Annotated in this window: 23 protein-coding genes; 13 read left to right on the top strand and 10 right to left on the bottom strand. The window is 65.7% G+C overall.

Annotated elements, in window-relative coordinates:
* Positions 1 to 68: 68 nt before the first annotated feature.
* Positions 69 to 911: a DNA-3-methyladenine glycosylase gene (locus BIU90_RS16760; RefSeq protein ID WP_071301354.1), complete on the bottom strand. Its 843-nt coding sequence runs from the start codon at positions 909 to 911 to the stop codon at positions 69 to 71.
* A 5-nt stretch (positions 912 to 916) separates the two neighbouring features.
* Positions 917 to 2383 (bottom strand): MFS transporter, encoded by a 1467-nt coding sequence (locus tag BIU90_RS16755; RefSeq protein WP_083404044.1) that lies wholly within the window; start codon positions 2381 to 2383, stop codon positions 917 to 919.
* Here BIU90_RS16755 and BIU90_RS16750 point away from each other — a divergent pair.
* Entirely contained in the window at positions 2382 to 3488 is a 1107-nt protein-coding gene (locus BIU90_RS16750; protein ID WP_175470242.1) for an SDR family NAD(P)-dependent oxidoreductase, read from the top strand. The genes BIU90_RS16755 and BIU90_RS16750 overlap by 2 nt on opposite strands.
* 159 nt (positions 3489 to 3647) lie before the next feature.
* On the opposite strand, the gene BIU90_RS16745 is transcribed toward BIU90_RS16750, so the two are convergent.
* Positions 3648 to 4184, bottom strand: a complete 537-nt coding sequence (locus tag BIU90_RS16745) for a TetR/AcrR family transcriptional regulator (protein WP_217640936.1) — start codon at positions 4182 to 4184, stop codon at positions 3648 to 3650.
* Positions 4185 to 4344: 160 nt separating this feature from the next.
* Here BIU90_RS16745 and BIU90_RS16740 point away from each other — a divergent pair, with 160 nt between their 5' ends.
* Positions 4345 to 5241, top strand: a complete 897-nt coding sequence (locus BIU90_RS16740; RefSeq protein ID WP_071301352.1) for an aldo/keto reductase — start codon at positions 4345 to 4347, stop codon at positions 5239 to 5241.
* Between the two features lie 70 nt (positions 5242 to 5311).
* Here BIU90_RS16740 and BIU90_RS16735 read toward each other — a convergent pair whose 3' ends face one another.
* Positions 5312 to 6247, bottom strand: coding sequence for an alpha/beta hydrolase (locus BIU90_RS16735; protein ID WP_071301351.1), 936 nt, complete (start codon positions 6245 to 6247; stop codon positions 5312 to 5314).
* Positions 6248 to 6373: 126 nt separating this feature from the next.
* Here BIU90_RS16735 and BIU90_RS16730 point away from each other — a divergent pair, with 126 nt between their 5' ends.
* Positions 6374 to 6784 carry a MarR family winged helix-turn-helix transcriptional regulator gene (locus tag BIU90_RS16730; protein ID WP_071301350.1) on the top strand — a complete coding sequence of 137 codons (411 nt, stop codon included), beginning with the start codon at positions 6374 to 6376 and terminating at the stop codon, positions 6782 to 6784.
* Between the two features lie 206 nt (positions 6785 to 6990).
* Here the strand turns inward: BIU90_RS16730 and BIU90_RS16725 are convergent, their stop codons facing one another.
* A complete protein-coding gene (locus tag BIU90_RS16725; protein ID WP_071301349.1) occupies positions 6991 to 7257 on the bottom strand; it encodes a hypothetical protein in 267 nt (88 codons plus the stop codon).
* Between the two features lie 409 nt (positions 7258 to 7666).
* Here BIU90_RS16725 and BIU90_RS16720 point away from each other — a divergent pair, with 409 nt between their 5' ends.
* On the top strand, positions 7667 to 8197 hold the full coding sequence (locus BIU90_RS16720) for a hypothetical protein (protein ID WP_071301348.1): 531 nt from the start codon (positions 7667 to 7669) through the stop codon (positions 8195 to 8197).
* A gap of 42 nt (positions 8198 to 8239) precedes the next feature.
* On the opposite strand, the gene BIU90_RS16715 is transcribed toward BIU90_RS16720, so the two are convergent.
* Positions 8240 to 8596, bottom strand: coding sequence for a DDE-type integrase/transposase/recombinase (locus BIU90_RS16715; RefSeq protein ID WP_302847402.1), 357 nt, complete (start codon positions 8594 to 8596; stop codon positions 8240 to 8242).
* Between the two features lie 12 nt (positions 8597 to 8608).
* The gene (locus BIU90_RS17975; protein WP_083404042.1) at positions 8609 to 9859 is read right to left on the bottom strand and encodes an IS3 family transposase; all 1251 of its coding nucleotides are present in this window, start codon (positions 9857 to 9859) and stop codon (positions 8609 to 8611) included.
* Between the two features lie 347 nt (positions 9860 to 10206).
* Between BIU90_RS17975 and BIU90_RS16710 the strand changes: the two genes are divergently transcribed.
* A complete protein-coding gene (locus tag BIU90_RS16710) occupies positions 10207 to 10644 on the top strand; it encodes a GNAT family N-acetyltransferase (RefSeq protein WP_071301346.1) in 438 nt (145 codons plus the stop codon).
* A gap of 124 nt (positions 10645 to 10768) precedes the next feature.
* Positions 10769 to 11422, top strand: a complete 654-nt coding sequence (locus tag BIU90_RS16705; protein WP_071301345.1) for an HAD family phosphatase — start codon at positions 10769 to 10771, stop codon at positions 11420 to 11422.
* 172 nt (positions 11423 to 11594) lie between these two features.
* Here BIU90_RS16705 and BIU90_RS19085 read toward each other — a convergent pair whose 3' ends face one another.
* Positions 11595 to 12401: a response regulator transcription factor gene (locus BIU90_RS19085; protein WP_071301344.1), complete on the bottom strand. Its 807-nt coding sequence runs from the start codon at positions 12399 to 12401 to the stop codon at positions 11595 to 11597.
* A gap of 273 nt (positions 12402 to 12674) precedes the next feature.
* On the opposite strand from BIU90_RS19085, the gene BIU90_RS18475 reads away from it, so the two are divergent.
* From BIU90_RS18475 to BIU90_RS18470, 3 genes are all read left to right on the top strand, one after another.
* The gene (locus tag BIU90_RS18475; protein ID WP_139195342.1) at positions 12675 to 13178 is read left to right on the top strand and encodes a hypothetical protein; all 504 of its coding nucleotides are present in this window, start codon (positions 12675 to 12677) and stop codon (positions 13176 to 13178) included.
* Positions 13179 to 13312: 134 nt separating this feature from the next.
* Positions 13313 to 13750, top strand: a complete 438-nt coding sequence (locus BIU90_RS16690) for a GNAT family N-acetyltransferase (protein WP_254787093.1) — start codon at positions 13313 to 13315, stop codon at positions 13748 to 13750.
* 147 nt (positions 13751 to 13897) lie between these two features.
* Positions 13898 to 14263 carry a hypothetical protein gene (locus BIU90_RS18470; protein ID WP_139195341.1) on the top strand — a complete coding sequence of 122 codons (366 nt, stop codon included), beginning with the start codon at positions 13898 to 13900 and terminating at the stop codon, positions 14261 to 14263.
* A 212-nt stretch (positions 14264 to 14475) separates the two neighbouring features.
* Here BIU90_RS18470 and BIU90_RS18465 read toward each other — a convergent pair whose 3' ends face one another.
* On the bottom strand, positions 14476 to 14871 hold the full coding sequence (locus BIU90_RS18465) for a hypothetical protein (protein WP_139195340.1): 396 nt from the start codon (positions 14869 to 14871) through the stop codon (positions 14476 to 14478).
* A gap of 40 nt (positions 14872 to 14911) precedes the next feature.
* Positions 14912 to 15151, bottom strand: coding sequence for a hypothetical protein (locus tag BIU90_RS16685; protein ID WP_071246339.1), 240 nt, complete (start codon positions 15149 to 15151; stop codon positions 14912 to 14914).
* 202 nt (positions 15152 to 15353) lie between these two features.
* Here BIU90_RS16685 and BIU90_RS16680 point away from each other — a divergent pair, with 202 nt between their 5' ends.
* The 4 genes from BIU90_RS16680 to BIU90_RS16665 are packed head-to-tail and all read left to right on the top strand — an operon-like array spanning position 15354 to position 17541.
* Positions 15354 to 15935, top strand: a complete 582-nt coding sequence (locus tag BIU90_RS16680) for a hypothetical protein (protein ID WP_139195339.1) — start codon at positions 15354 to 15356, stop codon at positions 15933 to 15935.
* Positions 15928 to 16242, top strand: coding sequence for a hypothetical protein (locus BIU90_RS16675; protein ID WP_071301340.1), 315 nt, complete (start codon positions 15928 to 15930; stop codon positions 16240 to 16242). The genes BIU90_RS16680 and BIU90_RS16675 overlap by 8 nt, the downstream gene beginning before the upstream one ends.
* A complete protein-coding gene (locus BIU90_RS16670) occupies positions 16235 to 17266 on the top strand; it encodes a hypothetical protein (RefSeq protein WP_139195338.1) in 1032 nt (343 codons plus the stop codon). Before BIU90_RS16675 ends, BIU90_RS16670 begins: the two co-directional genes overlap by 8 nt.
* Positions 17266 to 17541 carry a hypothetical protein gene (locus BIU90_RS16665; protein WP_071301338.1) on the top strand — a complete coding sequence of 92 codons (276 nt, stop codon included), beginning with the start codon at positions 17266 to 17268 and terminating at the stop codon, positions 17539 to 17541. Before BIU90_RS16670 ends, BIU90_RS16665 begins: the two co-directional genes overlap by 1 nt.
* Positions 17542 to 17567 lie beyond the last annotated feature (26 nt).

Below are 17567 nucleotides of genomic sequence, written 5' to 3'. Positions count from 1 at the left end.
TCACCGGCGGCGGTCCCGAGGGCGAAGGTGAACAGAATCGCGAGCCAGTAGAACGCCTCCCGGAAGGATCATCTGCCCTCTGCGGCTCGCAGCGCGCGCAGGTGCACCGTGGCCCAGGAGCGATACGGCTTCCACGCCTCGGTGATCTCATCGAAGGAGCGATCGGTTCCGTATCGTCTCGTGATTTCGTCGCTCAGCTTGCCTTCGTGGTGTGGCAGCACGTCGGGGAAGTTCGCGCCGCGAATCACCACGAGCTCGGCCGAGAACGGTCCCATCCCCAGGATGCCCTGCACCTGCACGAACGCCTCAGCCGACGGCATCGATCGGAGGAACGAGCCGGAGAGTCTGCCGTCGAGCGCGGCCTCGGCGATCGCGTGCAGGTACTCCGCCTTGCGTCCGGGCAGGACCAGTGATTCCGCGAACAGCGCGGCAGGAGACGGGAAGGCTCCGTCGTCGCCGAGCTGCTGTGTGAGCCGTGTCTTGATCGCGGCCGCCTGCCGGATTTGCAGGCGTTGCGACAGCACCGACCAGACGGCGGCCTCGTAGGGCGAGAAGAAGCCGCACGGACGGAAGCCACGGAGCTGCGCCTGCGCCTCCGCGATGACCCCGTCGCGCATCGCGACGTCGGGCCAGCTGCGTCCGTCGATGTCGATCGACAGCAGCCGGCGGACCTGGTCGGTCGCGGCATCCAGATCCCCGGTGCCATCGACCACGATGTGGACGGACGGCCCGTCTTGGGTGATGACGGCGTCCACCCGCTGCCAGTCGGTGTCGCACAGGAAGGTGGTGTGGATGCCCGGTGCCTGCGTCTGGGACGCGAGCCTGCCGGGGGTGAAGCCCTCCCAAAACCGCCTGCTGGTGGCGAGCGACCAGGGCCCGACGACGTCGTGGACGGTCTCGAGTCGCGACACGGCGCTCAGTGCACGTACACCGCTGCCTCGGTGTCGGACACCTGGGGCAGCAGCTCGGACTTCGAACCACGGATGAACACGGCCGCGATGATCGATGCGAGCACCAGTCCGATCGCCGCAGCGAGGAACGCGACGGAGTACCCGCTGGTGAACGCGTCAAGTTGTGACCCGCCGGCGCCGAAGTCGGCCACGCGTGCGGCGTAGAGGGCGGTGAAGACCGACAGACCGATCGACCCACCGATCTGCAACGCCGAGTTCAGCGTGGCCGAGGCAGCGCCGGCGTCTTGCGGCTCGACACCCGTCAGCGCGAGGTTCTGCAGCGGGACGAAGACGAACGCCATGCCGAGACCCAGCACGATCAACGCCGGCAGCACCTGCACCAGGTACGAGCCGTCGGCCGTGACACGGCTGAGGTAGGCGAGGCCGACGGCGGAGACCAGCGGTCCGCCGATCATCATGGGGCGCGGGCCGATGGTGGACAGCAGCTTCGTCGCCACCGGCACCATGACCATGATGCTCAGCGTGATCGGCAGCGTCGCCAGGCCGGCGAGCAGCGGGTCCATCCCGAGCACGATCTGCAGGTGGAACGAGACGTAGAGCATGGCCCCGATCATCACGCTGCCGACGATCATCTGGACCAGGAACGCGCCACCGCGAACCGAGTCGGCGACGACCCGGAGCGGCAGCAACGGCTGCGCCACACGGCTCTCGATGACCACGAAGAGCACCAGCAGACCGGCACCCAGGGCGAGGAACCCGACCGTCTGGATCTGGCCCCAGCCCTGCTCGGCGAGGCTGAACCCGTACACCAGCGAACCCAGCCCGATCGTGACCGTGACGGCCCCGATCAGGTCGTAACGGTTGTTGCCTGCGGTCTGGGACTCCGTCACCAGCAGCATCCCGCCGACGAGTCCCACGACCACGAAGAACACGTTCACGAGCAAGCACCAACGCCAGTCGGCGAACTCGGTGAGCACACCGCCGAGCACGAGTCCCACGGCCGCACCAGCGCCCGCGACCGCTCCGAAGACCGCGAAGGCGGTGTTCCGCTCCCGACCGCTCGGGAAGGTCACGGTCAGCAGAGCCAGAGCAGCCGGGGCGAGCAGGGCTGCGAAGACGCCCTGGAGGCCTCGGGCCACGATCAGTTCGGTGCCGTTCTGGGCGAGGCCGCCGAACGCGGAAGCCGCACCGAAACCGAGCATGCCGACCATGAAGGTGCGCTTGCGCCCCCAGTAGTCCGCGACCCGACCGCCCAAGAGCAGGAGGGCACCGAACGCGAGGGCGTAGGCGGTCACGACCCACTGGCGTTCGAGGTCGCTGAGGCCGAGTTCCTGCTGCGCCTGCGGCAGGGCGATGGTGACGATGGTGCCGTCGAGCACCACGACGAGTTGGGTGAGCGCGAGGACGACGAGCGCCCACCAACGCTTGGGAGATGCGGATGTGCTGGGCGCGGTCCGCGACGACATGGCCATGGAAAACCTCCGGGCTTCGATTGGGAATGCCGGAGGTTTTCAGCCTCGGATCGACTGCGCTGGAACAGCAGGTCGACCACACCGATCGGAATCGGTCAGACCATCAGGGTACCCCACACCCGGGCCGGTCGCCCGACCTGCGGACCGCCTCGGCAGCGCTACGATCGACTCGTTCACCTTCGTGAAGCGGTCGCCCTGCTCGGGCGGTCCGGGGCTGGAAACCCTCGCATCCAGCCCCGTTGACCCCGCGTCGACCGACGTCGCGAGTGGTGGCTGGCGTGCGTTCCGAGCACAGGAAGCCGCCATGAGCATGCACACCCAACTCCCGTCCACCACCTCTGCACTGACCGACCGGGTCGTCATCATCACCGGAGGCTCGAAGGGCCTCGGCGCAGCGATCAGCGCCAGCTGCGCGGCAGCAGGAGCCCGAGTCGTCCTCGTCGGCCGCGACGGTCAGGCACTGCGTGAGCACGCCGCGACGCTGGGGCAGGCTGCCAGCTGGATCCAGGCAGACCTGAACGACCCGGCGGCGCCGACCGAGGTCCTCGCACAGACCCTGGAACGCCATGGACGGATCGACGGGTTGGTCAACAACGCGGGCACCGCGCACTTCGCACCGATCGAGCGGATCAGCGCGAGTGACATCGACCTGACGATGTCACTCGACGTCCGAGCACCGCTGCTGCTGTCCGGCGCGGCCGCGCCAGTGATGCGTGAAGGCGGGAGCATCGTCAACGTCTCGTCCACATTGTCTGCTGTCGGCAGCCCGGCAACGGCGCTCTACGCGGCGGCGAAGGGAGCACTCGATGCGGCCACTCGCGCCTTGGCAGCAGAGCTCGGCCCCCGCAACATCCGTGTGAACGGTGTCCGGCCCGGTCTGACCCGCACCGAGGCGACCGAACTCGCCCACAGCGACGGCGTCTTGTTCGAGACGTACCGAGCAACGGTTCCCCTGGGCCGCACTGGGACCGGCGCCGAGGTCGGCGACGCGGTGGTGTTCCTGCTGAGCTCGGCCGCCGCGTTCGTCACCGGGCAGACGCTGGCTGTCGACGGAGGGCACACCACCTCCAACCTCGCCGTCCGCCCATCGGCCGATCGGCACTAGGGGAATCGAGAACAGGCCCCTCACCCGCGTCGTTCAACCGAGCGACCGGTGCGGGCTCGGCCATGGGCCGAGCAGATCACAGGCGCCGCCCGGTGTTTTCTTGGACGTCTCGATAGACGATCGTCTATCGAGACTGGTTCTCTCCGCGGTGCGCGGGCTTCAGGGTGCTGAGGTGGCGCTCGATGCGCGATGAATTGTGACGGCTTCGCAAATCAGGACGAACCGCCGATGCAGGGGTTCGGGAGAGCTAATCGCCGCTGAGGCGAGTACCGCGCCAAGCAGCAGCGCAACGACGTCACTGGTGTCAACGTCGTCGCGGAGCGTCCCGTCGACCCGTCCTGCTGTGAGGATGGCGTCGATTACGGCGGTGACTCGTTCTCTCGCTGACGGCACGCCACCAGCCTCAGTGGTCGCCGCGACCACGAGGACGTCCCGAATCTCCCTCTTGGCGAAGACGAGATCGGCATACCGTCGCGTCCACGCCACAAGAGCATCCGCGGCGGAACTCTTCTCGAGGAGGCCGGCCGCTGAGCTGGTGACCGCGTCCAGTTCCTCGCTGTAAACAGCGACGACGAGAGCCTCCCGAGTTGGAAAGTGTCGGTACAGCGTGCCGATTCCGACGTCCGCCTCGCGGGCGATCCGCTCAAGTGACACCACCTCTCCTGCCGTGAAGGCTGCCCGCGCGACAGTGATCAACCGTGCCCTGTTCTGGATGGCGTGCGCTCGCACCGGCAACCCACCAACAGGGCGTCGGACTGGACGTGACAAGGCCATAACGGAGGTCCCTCCGGTAGTGCTACGGTCGTATTACCGGAGTGCCCTCCGATAACCCTATGGTAGATGAAGGCGGCGTTTCATGACTGGCACGAACACACCCTCACGCAGCGATGCAACGAAGCGGCCGGGAGGGGTCGGCAGCCTCGGTGGCCGCGCTGTTGCTCGGATCGGCTACGGCGCGATGGAACTCGCCCGGCTTACAGAAGATCGCGCCCAGGGTGTCGCGCTCGTTCGGCGTGCGATCGAGCTGGGCGTCGACCATGTCGACACCGCGGAGTTCTACGGCGGCGGAGCCGTGAACCAGATCCTGCACGACGCCATCCGTCCGTCCGACGGTGTCCTTATCGCCAGCAAGATCGGCGCCGACCCGAACCCCGCCGGTGGAATGGTGCTGGCGCAGCAGCCGAACCAGATCACGGCCAGCGTGGAGACACAACTCACCACGTTGGGAGTCGAGCAGATCGGTGCGATGAACCTCCGCCGACCTGGGGTCAATCCGGAGGTCCCCGCGGAACAACGAGTGGATCTCGATGCGCAGCTTGCTGCACTACGCGATCTCCGGGACGCTGGCAAGATCGGTGCGATCGGACTGAGCAACGTCACGTTCGACGAGTTGCAGCACGCCCTCCCTCTTGGTATTGCTTGCGTTCAGAACTCCTACAGCCTGCTCGAACGTAGGGACGAGCCGATGCTCGAACTCTGTCGCGACGAAGGCGTCGCATGGGTGCCGTTTTTCCCCCTCGGAAATCGCCACCCAGGCCAACCGCGAGTCACCGACCAGCAGGTTGTACGGGCTATCGCAGAGGCGTCGGGATGGTCACCCGCTCAGATCGGCCTGGCGTGGCTTCTGCACCACGCACCCAACACCTTCGTGATCTCTGGCACAGCGAACCCCGCACATCTCGAAGCAAACCTCGCCGTGAGCGACGTCGTCCTTGACCGAGCGAGCATGGCCGCACTGGATCGCGCCTCCTGAACGACGCCGCCCGGTAGCGGATCGGCTACTTAACGAGAGTCATGAGCGACAGCGCACACTGTCGAGAGATTCAGCTGGCGAGGTGCTCCCGGAAGAAGACGTCGAGGGTGTCGGCGGCCTCGTTGACGTACTTGGGGTCGTCGTACATCTCGTAGTGGCCTGCCCCGTCGATGACGTGGAAGTTCTTGGCGTTCGGCGCTTTCTCCCAGAGGGCGAGGCCGTCGGAGTAGGAGAACGTCGTGCCGAGGCGGCCGCCGACGATGACCTGGAGGGGCTGGCTGAGGAGCTCCTCGACGAGGTTGAAGGCGTCGTAGCCGAGCATCATGGCGTCGCTGGTGAAGTAGCGGCGGTTCGTGGAGTGCTCGTTGTACCCGCGCGGTGTCCGGTAGAACCGCACGGCCTCGAGCGTGTCGACGTCGGTGATGCCGAAGGCCGCCGCCTGGTCCGCGGTGTCGGGGATCCACATGGCGCGATCGACGTCCTCGCCGGCGGCGGCCGCGGTGCGCTTGTCGCCGACGGCGTCGATCATTGCGATCGCGGAGCCCTTGGAGGAGGTGTCGGCCTGGCGGAATGCTCGCCCGACGTTGACGGGCACCACTGTGCCGAGGGCCTTGATGCGGTGGTCGGTCATGGTGGCGCTGACCGCGTAGCCGCCACCGGCGCAGATGCCGAGGGCGCCGATCTGGGTGTTGTCGACGTACGGCAGCGTTGTGAGGTGGTCCACGGCGAAGCGGATGTCGTCGATGCGCGCGGCTGGGTTCTCGAGGTCGCGCGGGTGGCCGCCGCTCTGGCCCTGGAAGCCCGGGTCGAAGGCGAGGGCGACGTAGCCGCGGTCGGCGAGGCCTCGACCGTAGTTCGCGCCGATCTGCTCCTTGACGCTGCTGCCGGGGGTGGAGATGACGACCGCTGGGTAGGAGCGGTCCTCGCTGAAGCCGTCTGGCAGGTGGAGCTGGCCGGCGAGGTCGAAGGTGTCGTTGGTGAAGGAGATGTCCTGCGTGGTCGACATGGGGGTCGATCCTTCCGAGGGGCTGAACGCTGCGAAGTAGACTGTTCATCGGGCCAGGTTGTCCGAGAATATGAATGTTCCGATTGGAACTAGTACAGGACTGTACCATCACGATCAGGAGTATCGATGAACACCTCCAGTGCTGCCCGGATCTGGTCGTTGAACCACCAGGTGCTGACCCGGGTCATGAACGACTGCGCTCCGGAGATCGAGACGCTCGGGCTAGAGGCGAAGGAGTTCTTCGTCCTCGGCGAGATCGACGACTGCCCCTACCCTGCAGAACTCGCCGCGCGGCTCGTCCTGCCCAAAGCCAGCGTGACCGTGTACCTGAAGAACCTCGAGGCCAAGGGCTTCGTTCGCAGGGAGATCGATCCCGCCGACCTTCGCCGGCACCGCCTCGCCCTCACCCCCGAAGGCGCACAGACCCTCGACAAGGCGCTCGAGATTCTCTCCGTGAAATTCGATGAATGTCTCGTGCGCCTCGACGCGGACGAGCAGACCGAACTTCAGCGACTGCTCGCGAAGTTGCTCAACTAGTCACGTTGCCCGAGCTAACAGCCGGGCAACCCACTGAGAACCGTCCGCGTTCGACCAGTCGACGACCTGGCCAGAAATCACCGAAGCCAAGACTGAACTGCACCCCACAAGTTGGACAGTTGGTCCGTGCACTCTACTGCCGTTGGTGCGACAAAAGGGCCGCCTCGCTTCAAGCGAGGCGGCCCCTTTCGTCGGTCGGTGTGCGTCTAGATGTTGACGCTGTCGGCGTAAACCGATGGGATGGTGCAGGACACCTGCAGGCTTCCAACGACCACGAACCCGTGCATGTTGGCTCCGAGCTTGCCGCTTGCAAGCACCGTCTTGGTCTTGGAGTAGTCGGCGGAGTTCATGAACGAGATGTCGGGGAAGTGTGTCGAGCCAGCGGGGCCCCAGTTGACGACCAGGTCTCGGTGCAGGATGTTGCCCTTCGTTGAGAACAGGCTCCAGCTGACGTGGCCCTTACCCTTTGCCACGCGATCCGTGTAGATCGACGCAGTTCCGCAGTCAGCGCTGACTCGGTCGCGCTTAACCGCTCCGCCTGGTGCAGCAGGGCTGCTTGTACCTCCACCGCAGAAGTCCCAACCCTGCGCGTGCCCAGCGGCGATCTGCTCGGGCGTTGTCTTCGAACAGTCCACGCTCATCGGGATCGTGGTCGTGGTGCCGGTGGTTGGTTCCGCTGAAGCGGGAGCCGCAGCGGCGAGCGAGCCGGCGAGGGCCAGAAGGGCGAGGCCGGCGATCATCGGTCGTGATTTCTTCATCGAACAGTCCGTTTCCGTGCCACCCCCCTGGCGACACGAACGCCACAGTAGACCTAGTACCGCAACGGAAACATCCCTCTGAAGACCCTAGCGTTCTACCCCCGTAGACAGGTATCTTGCGGCCATGCATGTCTCAGAGAACATCGACCCCTCGCGGACACACGCCCGAATCATCGAGACGGCTGAGCGGATGCGCCGCCGCGCCCCAGAAGTGACGGCCTTTGAGCTTGCTGACCCCATGGCAGTCGGGATCGTGGTCGAGATGCCGGTGGGCGAGGACGCCTCCGGTTGGTATGGCGATCCGTACGCTTGGACGGAGTACTGGGACGGTTTGCGTCCCACCCAGGACAGGCCCGCGACGACGACCATCGCTACGTACAGCGCGAACGACCTGGATGTCGAACGGCGACTCGGTTTCGACAGCGACGCGGCCAGCGGACCGGAGGTTGGTGCGGTGGATGTCGAAGGGACGTTGGTTCCTCTGCGCCGGGGTGCTGGCGCGGCTCTGTTTGCCCGCTGCCAGATCGCTGGCGATGTCGTCCTCGTTCGCACACGCAGCGACCAGCGTCTTGTTCTCCGCCGGGTTGCCAGCTTCGATGCTCTCATCGCGAACACGCTGGAGTGGTTCGTTTCCGGCGCGACGTCGCCTGCTTGACCAAGCCGTCGTGCACGTCTTCTACGAGAGCGGCGCACCACCTCAGCGGGCCGTTCGGATGCGCTTCGTGTTGAACCACTCGATCCATTGATCGAGTTCGTCGGGGAATGAACCGAGGTCGAACGTGCGGCCGCGAAGGAACTCCTGCTTGAAGTGCGAGAAGAAGTTCTCGGCAATAGCGTTGTCGTAACAGTTGCCACTCCGCGAGATGGACTGCGTTACGCCATGGTCGCGCAGCAGGTTGCGGAAGGCGTGATGCTGGTATTGCCATCCTCGGTCCGAGTGCAGGACGGTTGCCCCGCGATCTGCTTGGGGAAGAGCTGCGATGAGCATCTCGAGGACCATCGGCATGTTCTGGTTGGTGTCGAGCCGGTAGGAGATCACCTGTCGTGAGTGCAGATCAATTAGTGGCTACAGGAACAGCAGCTGCCCGTTAATGCTGAACTGTGTGACATCGGTCACCCACTTCTGCCCCGTCGTGGTGGTCGACCAGTCCCGTCGCAGCAGGTTGGGTGCGAAAACATTCTCGGGGGCGTCTGGTCGGGTGGTTCGGGGCTTGCGGCGCCGAACCAGACAACGGCAGCTCTCCTCTCGCATCAGGCGACGTGTCGTCTTCCCGCTGATACGTACTCCATGCTCGTGACGGAGCTCAAGCCGGAGTCCGCGGTAGCCGTATGCCCGATAGGCCCTATGGAAGGAGCTGCGCAGTAGCGGACGAATCTGCGCATACCGGTCCGTTTTCGGCGGCCGAGACCGACGGTAGTAGTAGGTGCTCGGCGCGAGCTTCACCGTCCGTAGGAGTACTCGAACCGGATGCCTGTCCGCGAGGGCGGTGACCATCTGCACTTTGACATCGATTGGGAGCGCAGGGTCGAGCTGAGCGAACAGATCGTCGCTCGGTGAAGATCGAGTGGCAGGGGCGGGCGATACAGAGTCGAACGCCGACGCTCCATGACGCCGGTACGCCTGCATCCACGCGCCAAGGCTTGCATGCGACCTGACGCCGAAGTGCGCGAGCGCCTCCGCGCGAGTCATACCGTCATCGACGACCGCACGAGCAGCTGCGAGCTTGAGTTCGGCGGTATAGGACTTCGTTGGTGCCACGGCGGCCAACGATATGGACTCGCCTCGGCGGAGCCGGTGGTACCACGCCCACGCAGTCGACATCGGCACCCCGGCCTGCTTGGACGCCGTCTCATATCCGTCCCCAGCAGCAACGACAGCTGCGAAGACCCGACGCGCTTCTTCGGAATGCCGCACGTTGGCAGGAGCACGAAAGCTCGGCATCGGAAGTAGGTCCGCTGCCGTAACAGCCGACTCGGTGCCCCCGATTCCGGCGGCCCCGTACTCAGCGACCGCGCGCGGCCAGTTCCGGATGCTGGTCTCGGAAGGAAGCCGTAGCGCCTCCATGACGGAGGTCTGACTATGACCGGCGTTCACCGCTTTGACGGCCTGCCACTTCAGGGCGAACGGTACGGCGGGTCGGTCTCCGGCGCTGACCAGCACGAGCCGTTCGACACCCCCGCTGCGGACTAACGCAGCCCATCGTCTACTCGACGTCGCCCCGATCCCCACTGCACGCCCCGCTTCGAGAACCGTTAGCCCCACTGCCAGCAGCCTCGCGAACTCGACCTTCTTCGCCGTAACCTCCGCGACCTTCATCCGCACGCCCTTCGTCAGGAACAGGTGTCCAAGTTGTGGGGTGCAGTTCAGACCCCGTGCCGTTCCGCGCTGGGGTGGCACCCGTCCCCGTCACGAACCTGCTGGGTACGGCCTACGAGTGCGCCCTCAAGGGCAGGCGTCTCGAACGCGTACAGATGGAGCCCCGGCCGGTCTCGGGGTCCTTCTCTGCCCGCCCGCCCGCTCGCTCGCTCGCTCTCGAGTGCACATATGTGACCGCATCGGTCGTCAAGACCAGGCGAGGAGCAGCTGACACATGGCTGCTCACAGAACCAATCTGCACCCCGGCGCTCCTTGAGCTGCTGCCTCTCGTCGGGAAGACTCGAGACATGCCCCTGCACCGTGACTACCGCCTCCTCGATGGGCCGCCACCCTTGGCCGGCTACCTCCGGCTGCGAGTCGAGAGCGGTCTGTCGCCCAAGAGCGGAGCCCAAGGTGCCGGCGCGCTGACCGGCTCCTGGACCTTCCGGCACGTCATCGACACCTCAGGGAACGTCGTCGGGATGGGACGTGTCGTCGGCGACGGCGCCTGGTACTTCCTCATCGCCGACATGGCGACCCTCCCCGCGCACCAAGGCCGAGGGATCGGAGGCGCCATCCTCGACGCCCTCCTGGCTCACATCGCTGAGCACGCGCCTCAGGGGGCCTACGTGACCCTCACGGCTGACCCACCGGGCAGACGCCTCTACGAGCAACGCGGCTTCGTCGACGTCGCCCCCGGACGAACCGGGATGCACCTCGTCATGCCCACTCCAGGTGTCCAATAGGCGATCGGCAAGTGAGACGAACGACGTTGGTCGGCGATCGCACCAGCGCGACGAGCTGCGGCGCCCGTTGAACGACCGGCGATCGGGACAGTGCCCGCGATGTGAGTCTGACTACGCTCCGAGCATGAGTACCCGAGGAATCGCCTTCTTCGACATCGACGGCACGCTAGTTCCGTCGAAGTCCAGCAGCAGCTTCCTCGCCGAGCACTTCGGACATCAAGACGCGCTCGACGCTGCTGAGCAGCGCTACGCCGCGGGCGAGCTGACGAACGAGGAAGTCAGCGTCATCGACGCCGAAGGGTGGCGTGGGACTCAGACGCGGACCGTTGCCGAATGGCTCGAGGGACTTCCACTGATCGCCGGCATCGACGACGTGGTCGCTTGGTGCGTCGACCACGATGTCGAGCCTGTCCTCGCGTCTCTTGCTTGGCAGCCGGTGGGAGAGGCGATCGCGAGATGCCACGGCTTCACCGCGAACGGTGGTCCACGTGTTCACGTCGTTGGGACCGTCTATGACGGCACTGTGGCGGAACACTTCAACGAGTACGACAAGCGAGACGGTGCCCTCCAACTCGCGGCGGAGCGCGGTGTCCCGATTGATCGCTGCTGCGCCATCGGAGACAGTCTGTCCGACATTCCCCTGTTCGAGGTCCTACCGACATCGCTCGCTCTGAACGCCGGTTCGATGGCGCGGGCTGCCGCATCCGCCGCCGTTGACACGAAGGACCTGCGCGACGTCATCCCCTGGCTCGAGACGTGGAAGCGCGCCCTGCGCTGAGTTCGGTTAAGCATCCATTGCCGGACACCGAGAAGGACGGATACATGCATCGGACCGAACTCATGCCGGCATTAGATGTTCCATCGACCAGGTCGGTGCTGCATCGACTGTGGTTGCGTCGGCCCTCCGGTGGGCTTCGCGCGAGCCGAGAGAAGCACGCACAGGCCGCTGGCTATTCAGGTGAGTTCGGTGTGATCAGTCCTGTTCTGTAGGCGAACGCGATGAGCTCGCTCCTCGAGGACAGGCCGAGCTTCGTCAGGATCTTTCCGACATGGGTCTTGACCGTTGCTTCACTGATGAAAGCGGATCGCGCGATGTCAGCATTTGAGCGCCCTTCGGCGACGAGTGCGAAGATCTCGCGCTCTCGCGGCGAGAGCATGCTCACTGGCTCCGGGTCCGCGACAGGGAGCCCTCGCAACGCCGGTTCGACCCGTTCTGGCCGGCGATCGCGCCCGACCTTCCAGGAGCCGGCAGTCGCGGCAAGGCTGACCACGACCCAAACGAGTGCGTTCACCGCGAGGTCACCGTCCCACGGTCGCCCGTTCACAAGCCCCCACTGGCCCGAAACGGACAGTGCGGGGATGGTCAGAAGCGCTCCGATCGCGGCGGATGCGGTGAGCAGAAGCGCAAGGGCCGAGGTTCGCGCGTGGGCGGAGCTGGAGCGGGCGACTACCGCGGGCAGGGGCAAAAGGATGAGGTAGCCGACCCAGCTCAACTGGCTGAAGCGAGCTGGCCAGAAAAGCAGCTGGAGACCAACGAGGACGATGAGCAGCAAGACTGACTGGCGGGGGCGGAAGCCCGAAACGCCGAGGACGACGGCGTATCCGATCATTACGAGCACTGCGTAGGGATTCGTGAGGAAGGTCTCGTCCCGGGTTGGAACCACGTCGACGATGCCGGCACGCTGCGTGACCCACCAGCCGGCCAGCAACGCAAGCGCAAGCGAAGGTGGGCCGAACACCAGCAACCGTTTCCACATGGCTTCACGGTACGACTACGACAAGTCCTACCAGGGCTCTTCGCGGCACGTTCGTACGGAAGTCGGACTCATCCTTCCGTAGGACTCCCTCATGGTCTCCCCCGCTCCCTCCAGCAAAGCTTCGTTCCTTCTCGCTGCCGGAGGAGTTGGACGACCAGGCCGCGGTACTCATCGCGGAGGCGTTCCTTGAAGACTTGGCCCAGCGGCAGGATGCTCTTGCCAAGCGATTCGCGTTGCTCTTCAATCTGCGGAGGTCATGGGACCATGTGCGACGTGACCAGTCGAACACGCGCAGTCGCGCACACTCAACGGTTTAGCGGCCGTCGGTCAGCGCCGCTCGGGATCGTCGTCGGTCTGTCTTGGCTGGCCGCGACGGTCCTGGGTAATCTCCTGCTCGTTCGCTACTGGCCCACGGAACAAGCATCCTGGTCGAACGCGGCTGCACGAACTGCGTTCGCTTACTTCGGGTGGGGCTGGTTCGTGACGCTCGCGATCCTGATTGCCGTCAGTCTTGCGGCGTGTCTTCTCCTGCTTTGGTCGCGCCCGCCGGCGGCCTGGCTGCCGTGGGCGCTCCCCCTGACTGCGTTCCTCGTCACACTCTCGCTGGACATCTGCTTCAGGCTGTTCACCCAGACGCAGTACGTGACTGATGCAGGTACTGCACAAGCTGCCCGCCAGGCAAACGTCGCATCCCTCATGACACTCACGCTGGCCGTCCTCATCACCGCGCCGCTCGGCCTTCTTCTACGGAAGAAGGACTCCACACCGCACACGTGAGCACAAGTCGGGACCCGCGTCCCGGTTAGGGACCCTCTATCGGGTTGGCTGCCCTACCGGGCAGCCTGGTCTGAGAGCATCAGGGCATGACACTTGTCGGTAGCCGGACTGTGCTTCAGGGGATCTCACCGGCGATGGCGCGCCGCATCGTCGTGCGGGACGAGCGTCCCGGTGACGATTGGCACCCCGAGTACCCGTTCGCCGACGAACTGGACCCACTCCGGGCCCTCGCTGCCGAGACCGCAGCGGATCCGGAGTTCACCATGTACCTCGTTCGGCGGCGGTCGGATGGCCTCGCCATCGGTGGTTTCGGATTCTTCGATGCGCCGGACGACAAGGGAACGGTCGAGTTCGGGTACGGCCTGGTTCCCTCAGCCCGAGGCGCGGGACTCGCGAGCGAAGCCGTGCAGCTCGGACTTCAGCACGCCGCGACGCGCGGGGCGCTGATTGCGCTCGCGGACACGGAACTGGGGAACACCCCCTCGCAACGTGTCCTCGAGAAGAACGGTCTCATCGAGATCAAGCGCGACCAGTCGCACGTGTACTACCGACGCGATCTCGTTGTTCGGTAGCCGATCCTCTACCGGGCAGATGCTATTGCCATGCCAAGCTTCCCGCCGAGCCCGGCTGCAAACACGTGTGCGTCCTGAAGAGACATCCACCAGCAAGTCCAGCTCACTCCCTCCCCTCCGTCGGACCTGAAGCGCGCGATCCTCGGAATGCCTCACGAACGCCAGCCAGCCCGCGCGAAGGACATCGGCGAACGGATGGTCGTCGCTCACGCTCTGGCGCGGCGGAATCGCGGGGAGCGGGTGATCGTCCTCATCGACGACGGAGGAGGTCAGCTCCTTGCTCGTCAGCACGGATTCAAACCGAGGGGCACGCTGCACGTGCTGCACCGCGCAGCACGGCTTGGGTTAGTAGCTGACTGGCCCGAGATACGAGAAATCTACTTGCGCCTGCGTCCGGAACCGGGCTCATCGCAGGCGCCGAAGGATCACGGTCTGCTCCCGCTGACCGATCCGGAGGTGCAGCGCGCCCTGCGTGACAAACGCATCTACGACCGTGGCGCCGGCGCGGCCTAACAGGTCGGCCTCGAATCACCACGACCAAGTTGTCTTCGGCGGACTCGCAGCGGGCGCCGGCTGGATCTCGCAGGCGAGGACCTCCACTCCGGGTTTCTCGGCGCCCTTCCGCGCCCGACGGTGATCCTCGCTTGCGCACCGATGTGGTAGCGGTCGGGGAAGCAGAGCCAGCCGATTTCGTCCGCCTTTTCAAAGGATGCGGCGCTCTTGTGTCAGCCGAAGAACGTCCGTGAAAGCAAAGTGAGCCCGAGCGCTCCTAGAATCACCGAGGGCAGCACCCACCACCAGCGCAATCCGCCGGCTCCGGAACGGAGAGCGACTGCCCCCGCGACGCAGGGCAGGAACGTCAGCGGCATCGCAGACCAAACGAGTTCCGGATCGCGGGCTGAGCCGACAAGCAGCCCCGCAAGCATCGCTTCGATCGCGGCCAGCGGAGCCAGGGATACCAGAACCGCGCACATCACCACCAGCGCCGAGCCGGGATCCCTCGCCGCGCACCGACCGGCGCGCGGCCTGGCATCACGAGCTGGAAGGCGCGCCGCATGTTCTCTCGGGTCAGCGTCGGGCGTTGAGGGACGCTCGTCGAAGAGGGCGAGATGATTTGTCACGGTTCATTCATATGCGGCGGACGGCAGTGGCGATCCGCGTCTACTGTCGCGTTTCATCGTCCGGATACGCCGTGCCTGCTCCGCGATCATGGAGGATGGTGAGCGCTTCGGTGAGCGCGGCGACAACGTCGACGGTGTCGTCGTAGTCGAGTGTGGCGGTCCCGGTGCAGCTGACGATGGTGACGGTGGGTCGTTCGTTGATGCGCACTTCGAGGTCGTCGGTGATCGTTGCGATCTCCGTTTCGTCCGCGGCGGAAGCAAAGCGTGTCGAGTTCATCATCGGTCCGTTCTGCCGGAGCAGGGTGCGGCGGCGTCGACCGTATGCGCGGATCGATCCGGTTTCAGTGGAAGACGCTGGGGCTTGGAGACGACGGCGAGAATCGCGCAACTCCCTCTAGACACCGCCGCGAGCGCTCGTTACTATGAGCGTCTGGCGGCGAGATGCAGTGGGCGCAGCCGCTTCGTGGTTAGGAGGCGTTTCGATGACCGATGAAGCTGACCCTGCCGGCGCCGAGAGCCAGAGAACCTCGGGACGAACAGTCCAGCGCGTGCCACTGTCATCTTTCCGGCACGAAGTTCCGCCGCACCTTCGGGAATTCTTCGTCGAGGTCCAAGCCGACGAAGCATTCATCGCAGGTCTGAAGATGGGGGTCGGCGCTCTCACGGTGCAGCGGTGGGACCCGTCGTATGCGGCCGACGGTTGGACGCTCTACGGCGCGGACCTCACTCTCGACCAGGGTCATCCCTTCGGATCAATGTTCTACCGCAACAACACCGACGGCCGAGTCCTCCGCGTCGGGGTGAAGTGGCATCCGCCCGTGCAGCAGCTCGAGTTCCCCGCGCTGCACCCGTCGAAGCCGGAGCTGACGTCCGACTGCACTGCTGAGGAGGTCGCCGCGGTGGCGTTGGATGCGCGGAGTCGGATAGGGACTCTTGTCGCGGTCAATGCGCAGATCGGGTCGTTCGTCGCTACCGAGGAGTCTGAGAACGCGATCCTCGACGCATCCGGGCTCGGGTTAGAGCGGCTGTCGGAGGACGACCCGCGGTTGGCTGGCGATGGGTGAGCGTGGGGCGCCGCGGTTCGAGCCGGTGCCGCTGCGGCTTCTGTCGTTGTCGGCGCAGTTCGACGCCGTGATCTTTCCCACGGTGGCGGGGATGACGTTCACGAACTCCACCGGACCAGAGATCCTGCAACGGACCGTCAACGTCCGCACGACAGAGGACGGGTCGGCGTTCACGCTGCTCAACGGAGCACCGTTGACGGACCCTACGGACCCACTCCTGGAAGCAGCGACGCAGGTGCTCGCGGTGCTTTCCGAGCTGCGCGCCGTGGGCCGTGGACCGGAAGCGGTTGGGCCGGCTGATGCCTGACCGGCGATGGGTGCAGAACATCCGCCACGAGCAGGCGATCCTGTCGTTGCCGTTCGGGCTTGGCTACACGATCGACATCACCCAGACGCTCACAGCTCTCGCTGCTGCCGGTATGCCGGCACGCGTGGAAGCGTTCGACCGGCTTCAATTTGACGACGGCCGGACGGCGTTCCTCGCCACCCCGGACCCGACCACCACCGTCATTGACGGCGGTGCTGGCGGCCGAGCCGATGATGTGATCCTTCTGCCGGGTGGGTCCGAGGGTGGAGTGCTGTCGTTGGTGCGCCGGTACCCGGACCTGGTGGTGGTGAACGGCAAACGGGGGCGGGTGTGGGCTGACGGTCGGCAGGTGTATGGCACGTCGATGCAGCGGGAAGCGGCCCCAAGGTGGCGGACCGTGTTCGCGATCGCCCGCAGCATCGTCATGCACGGTGGCGGCACGCACGCGATCGCGGACCGCACCGGCATCCCCATTGGCGAGGTCCGCGTCGCCATGCCGGCTCTCGCTTCGCACGTGGTTCACACGCCTCTCGGGTGGGAAGCCGCGGACCTGCCTGCCCTGGTCGACTGGGCCCTCGCGGCGTACCCGGGCTACGGCGGGGTCCGCACCTGCTGGCGCCGTGACGACACCATCGACCAGCAGGCGGACCAGCTGATCGGGCTCGGTGGGGTGATGTCGGACCGGTGGGCGGCGCAGCAGTCCGGCGTCCTCGTTCCCCCGGACCGGCTGACGGCGTTCTTCGCCGACCATCCGAATATGCAGGCGCTCGGCTACGAGCCTGCATCGGCGGATGACGCGACGGTGTCGGTCGTCATCCCGCAGGACACCACGATCCTCACCGGCGCGGAGGGGTGCTGCACGGACGACTTCATCACCGCGCACGTCATCTACGAAGACAGCTGGCTTACCGCGAACACGGATGCAGTGAACGGGCTGCGGCAGCTGCTGCACTTCCGATCCGACCTCGCCAATGACCTCCGCTGGCACCCCAACAATTGCAGCGGTGAGGGTGGGGTGGGCTGATGCTGCAGCTGCTGTCGCTGACGTTGGCGTATGACGACGCGCGCTTCTTCGGCTCCGTCATGTTCACCGATCCCGACTACCCGGACGACAAGCCGGCCGTGGTCCTCATCGACCACGCCGGGGAACCGCCCTGGTTCCGCCTCACGAACGTCGACCCGAATGCGCAGGACCCGGCGGTCCTGGCGATGGTCGAAGCAGACCGGATCATGCGGTTCCTCCTCCGCTACGCAGCCGAACGTATCGGCCGCACGTCCACTAACTTTCCGAAGCTCTGACCCGCGCTGCTCACGCCCAACCGTTG

Source organism: Curtobacterium sp. MCBA15_001 (genome assembly GCF_001864835.1).
Taxonomy (GTDB): Bacteria; Actinomycetota; Actinomycetes; order Actinomycetales; family Microbacteriaceae; genus Curtobacterium.
This window is presented reverse-complemented; position numbering and strand designations above follow the sequence as displayed.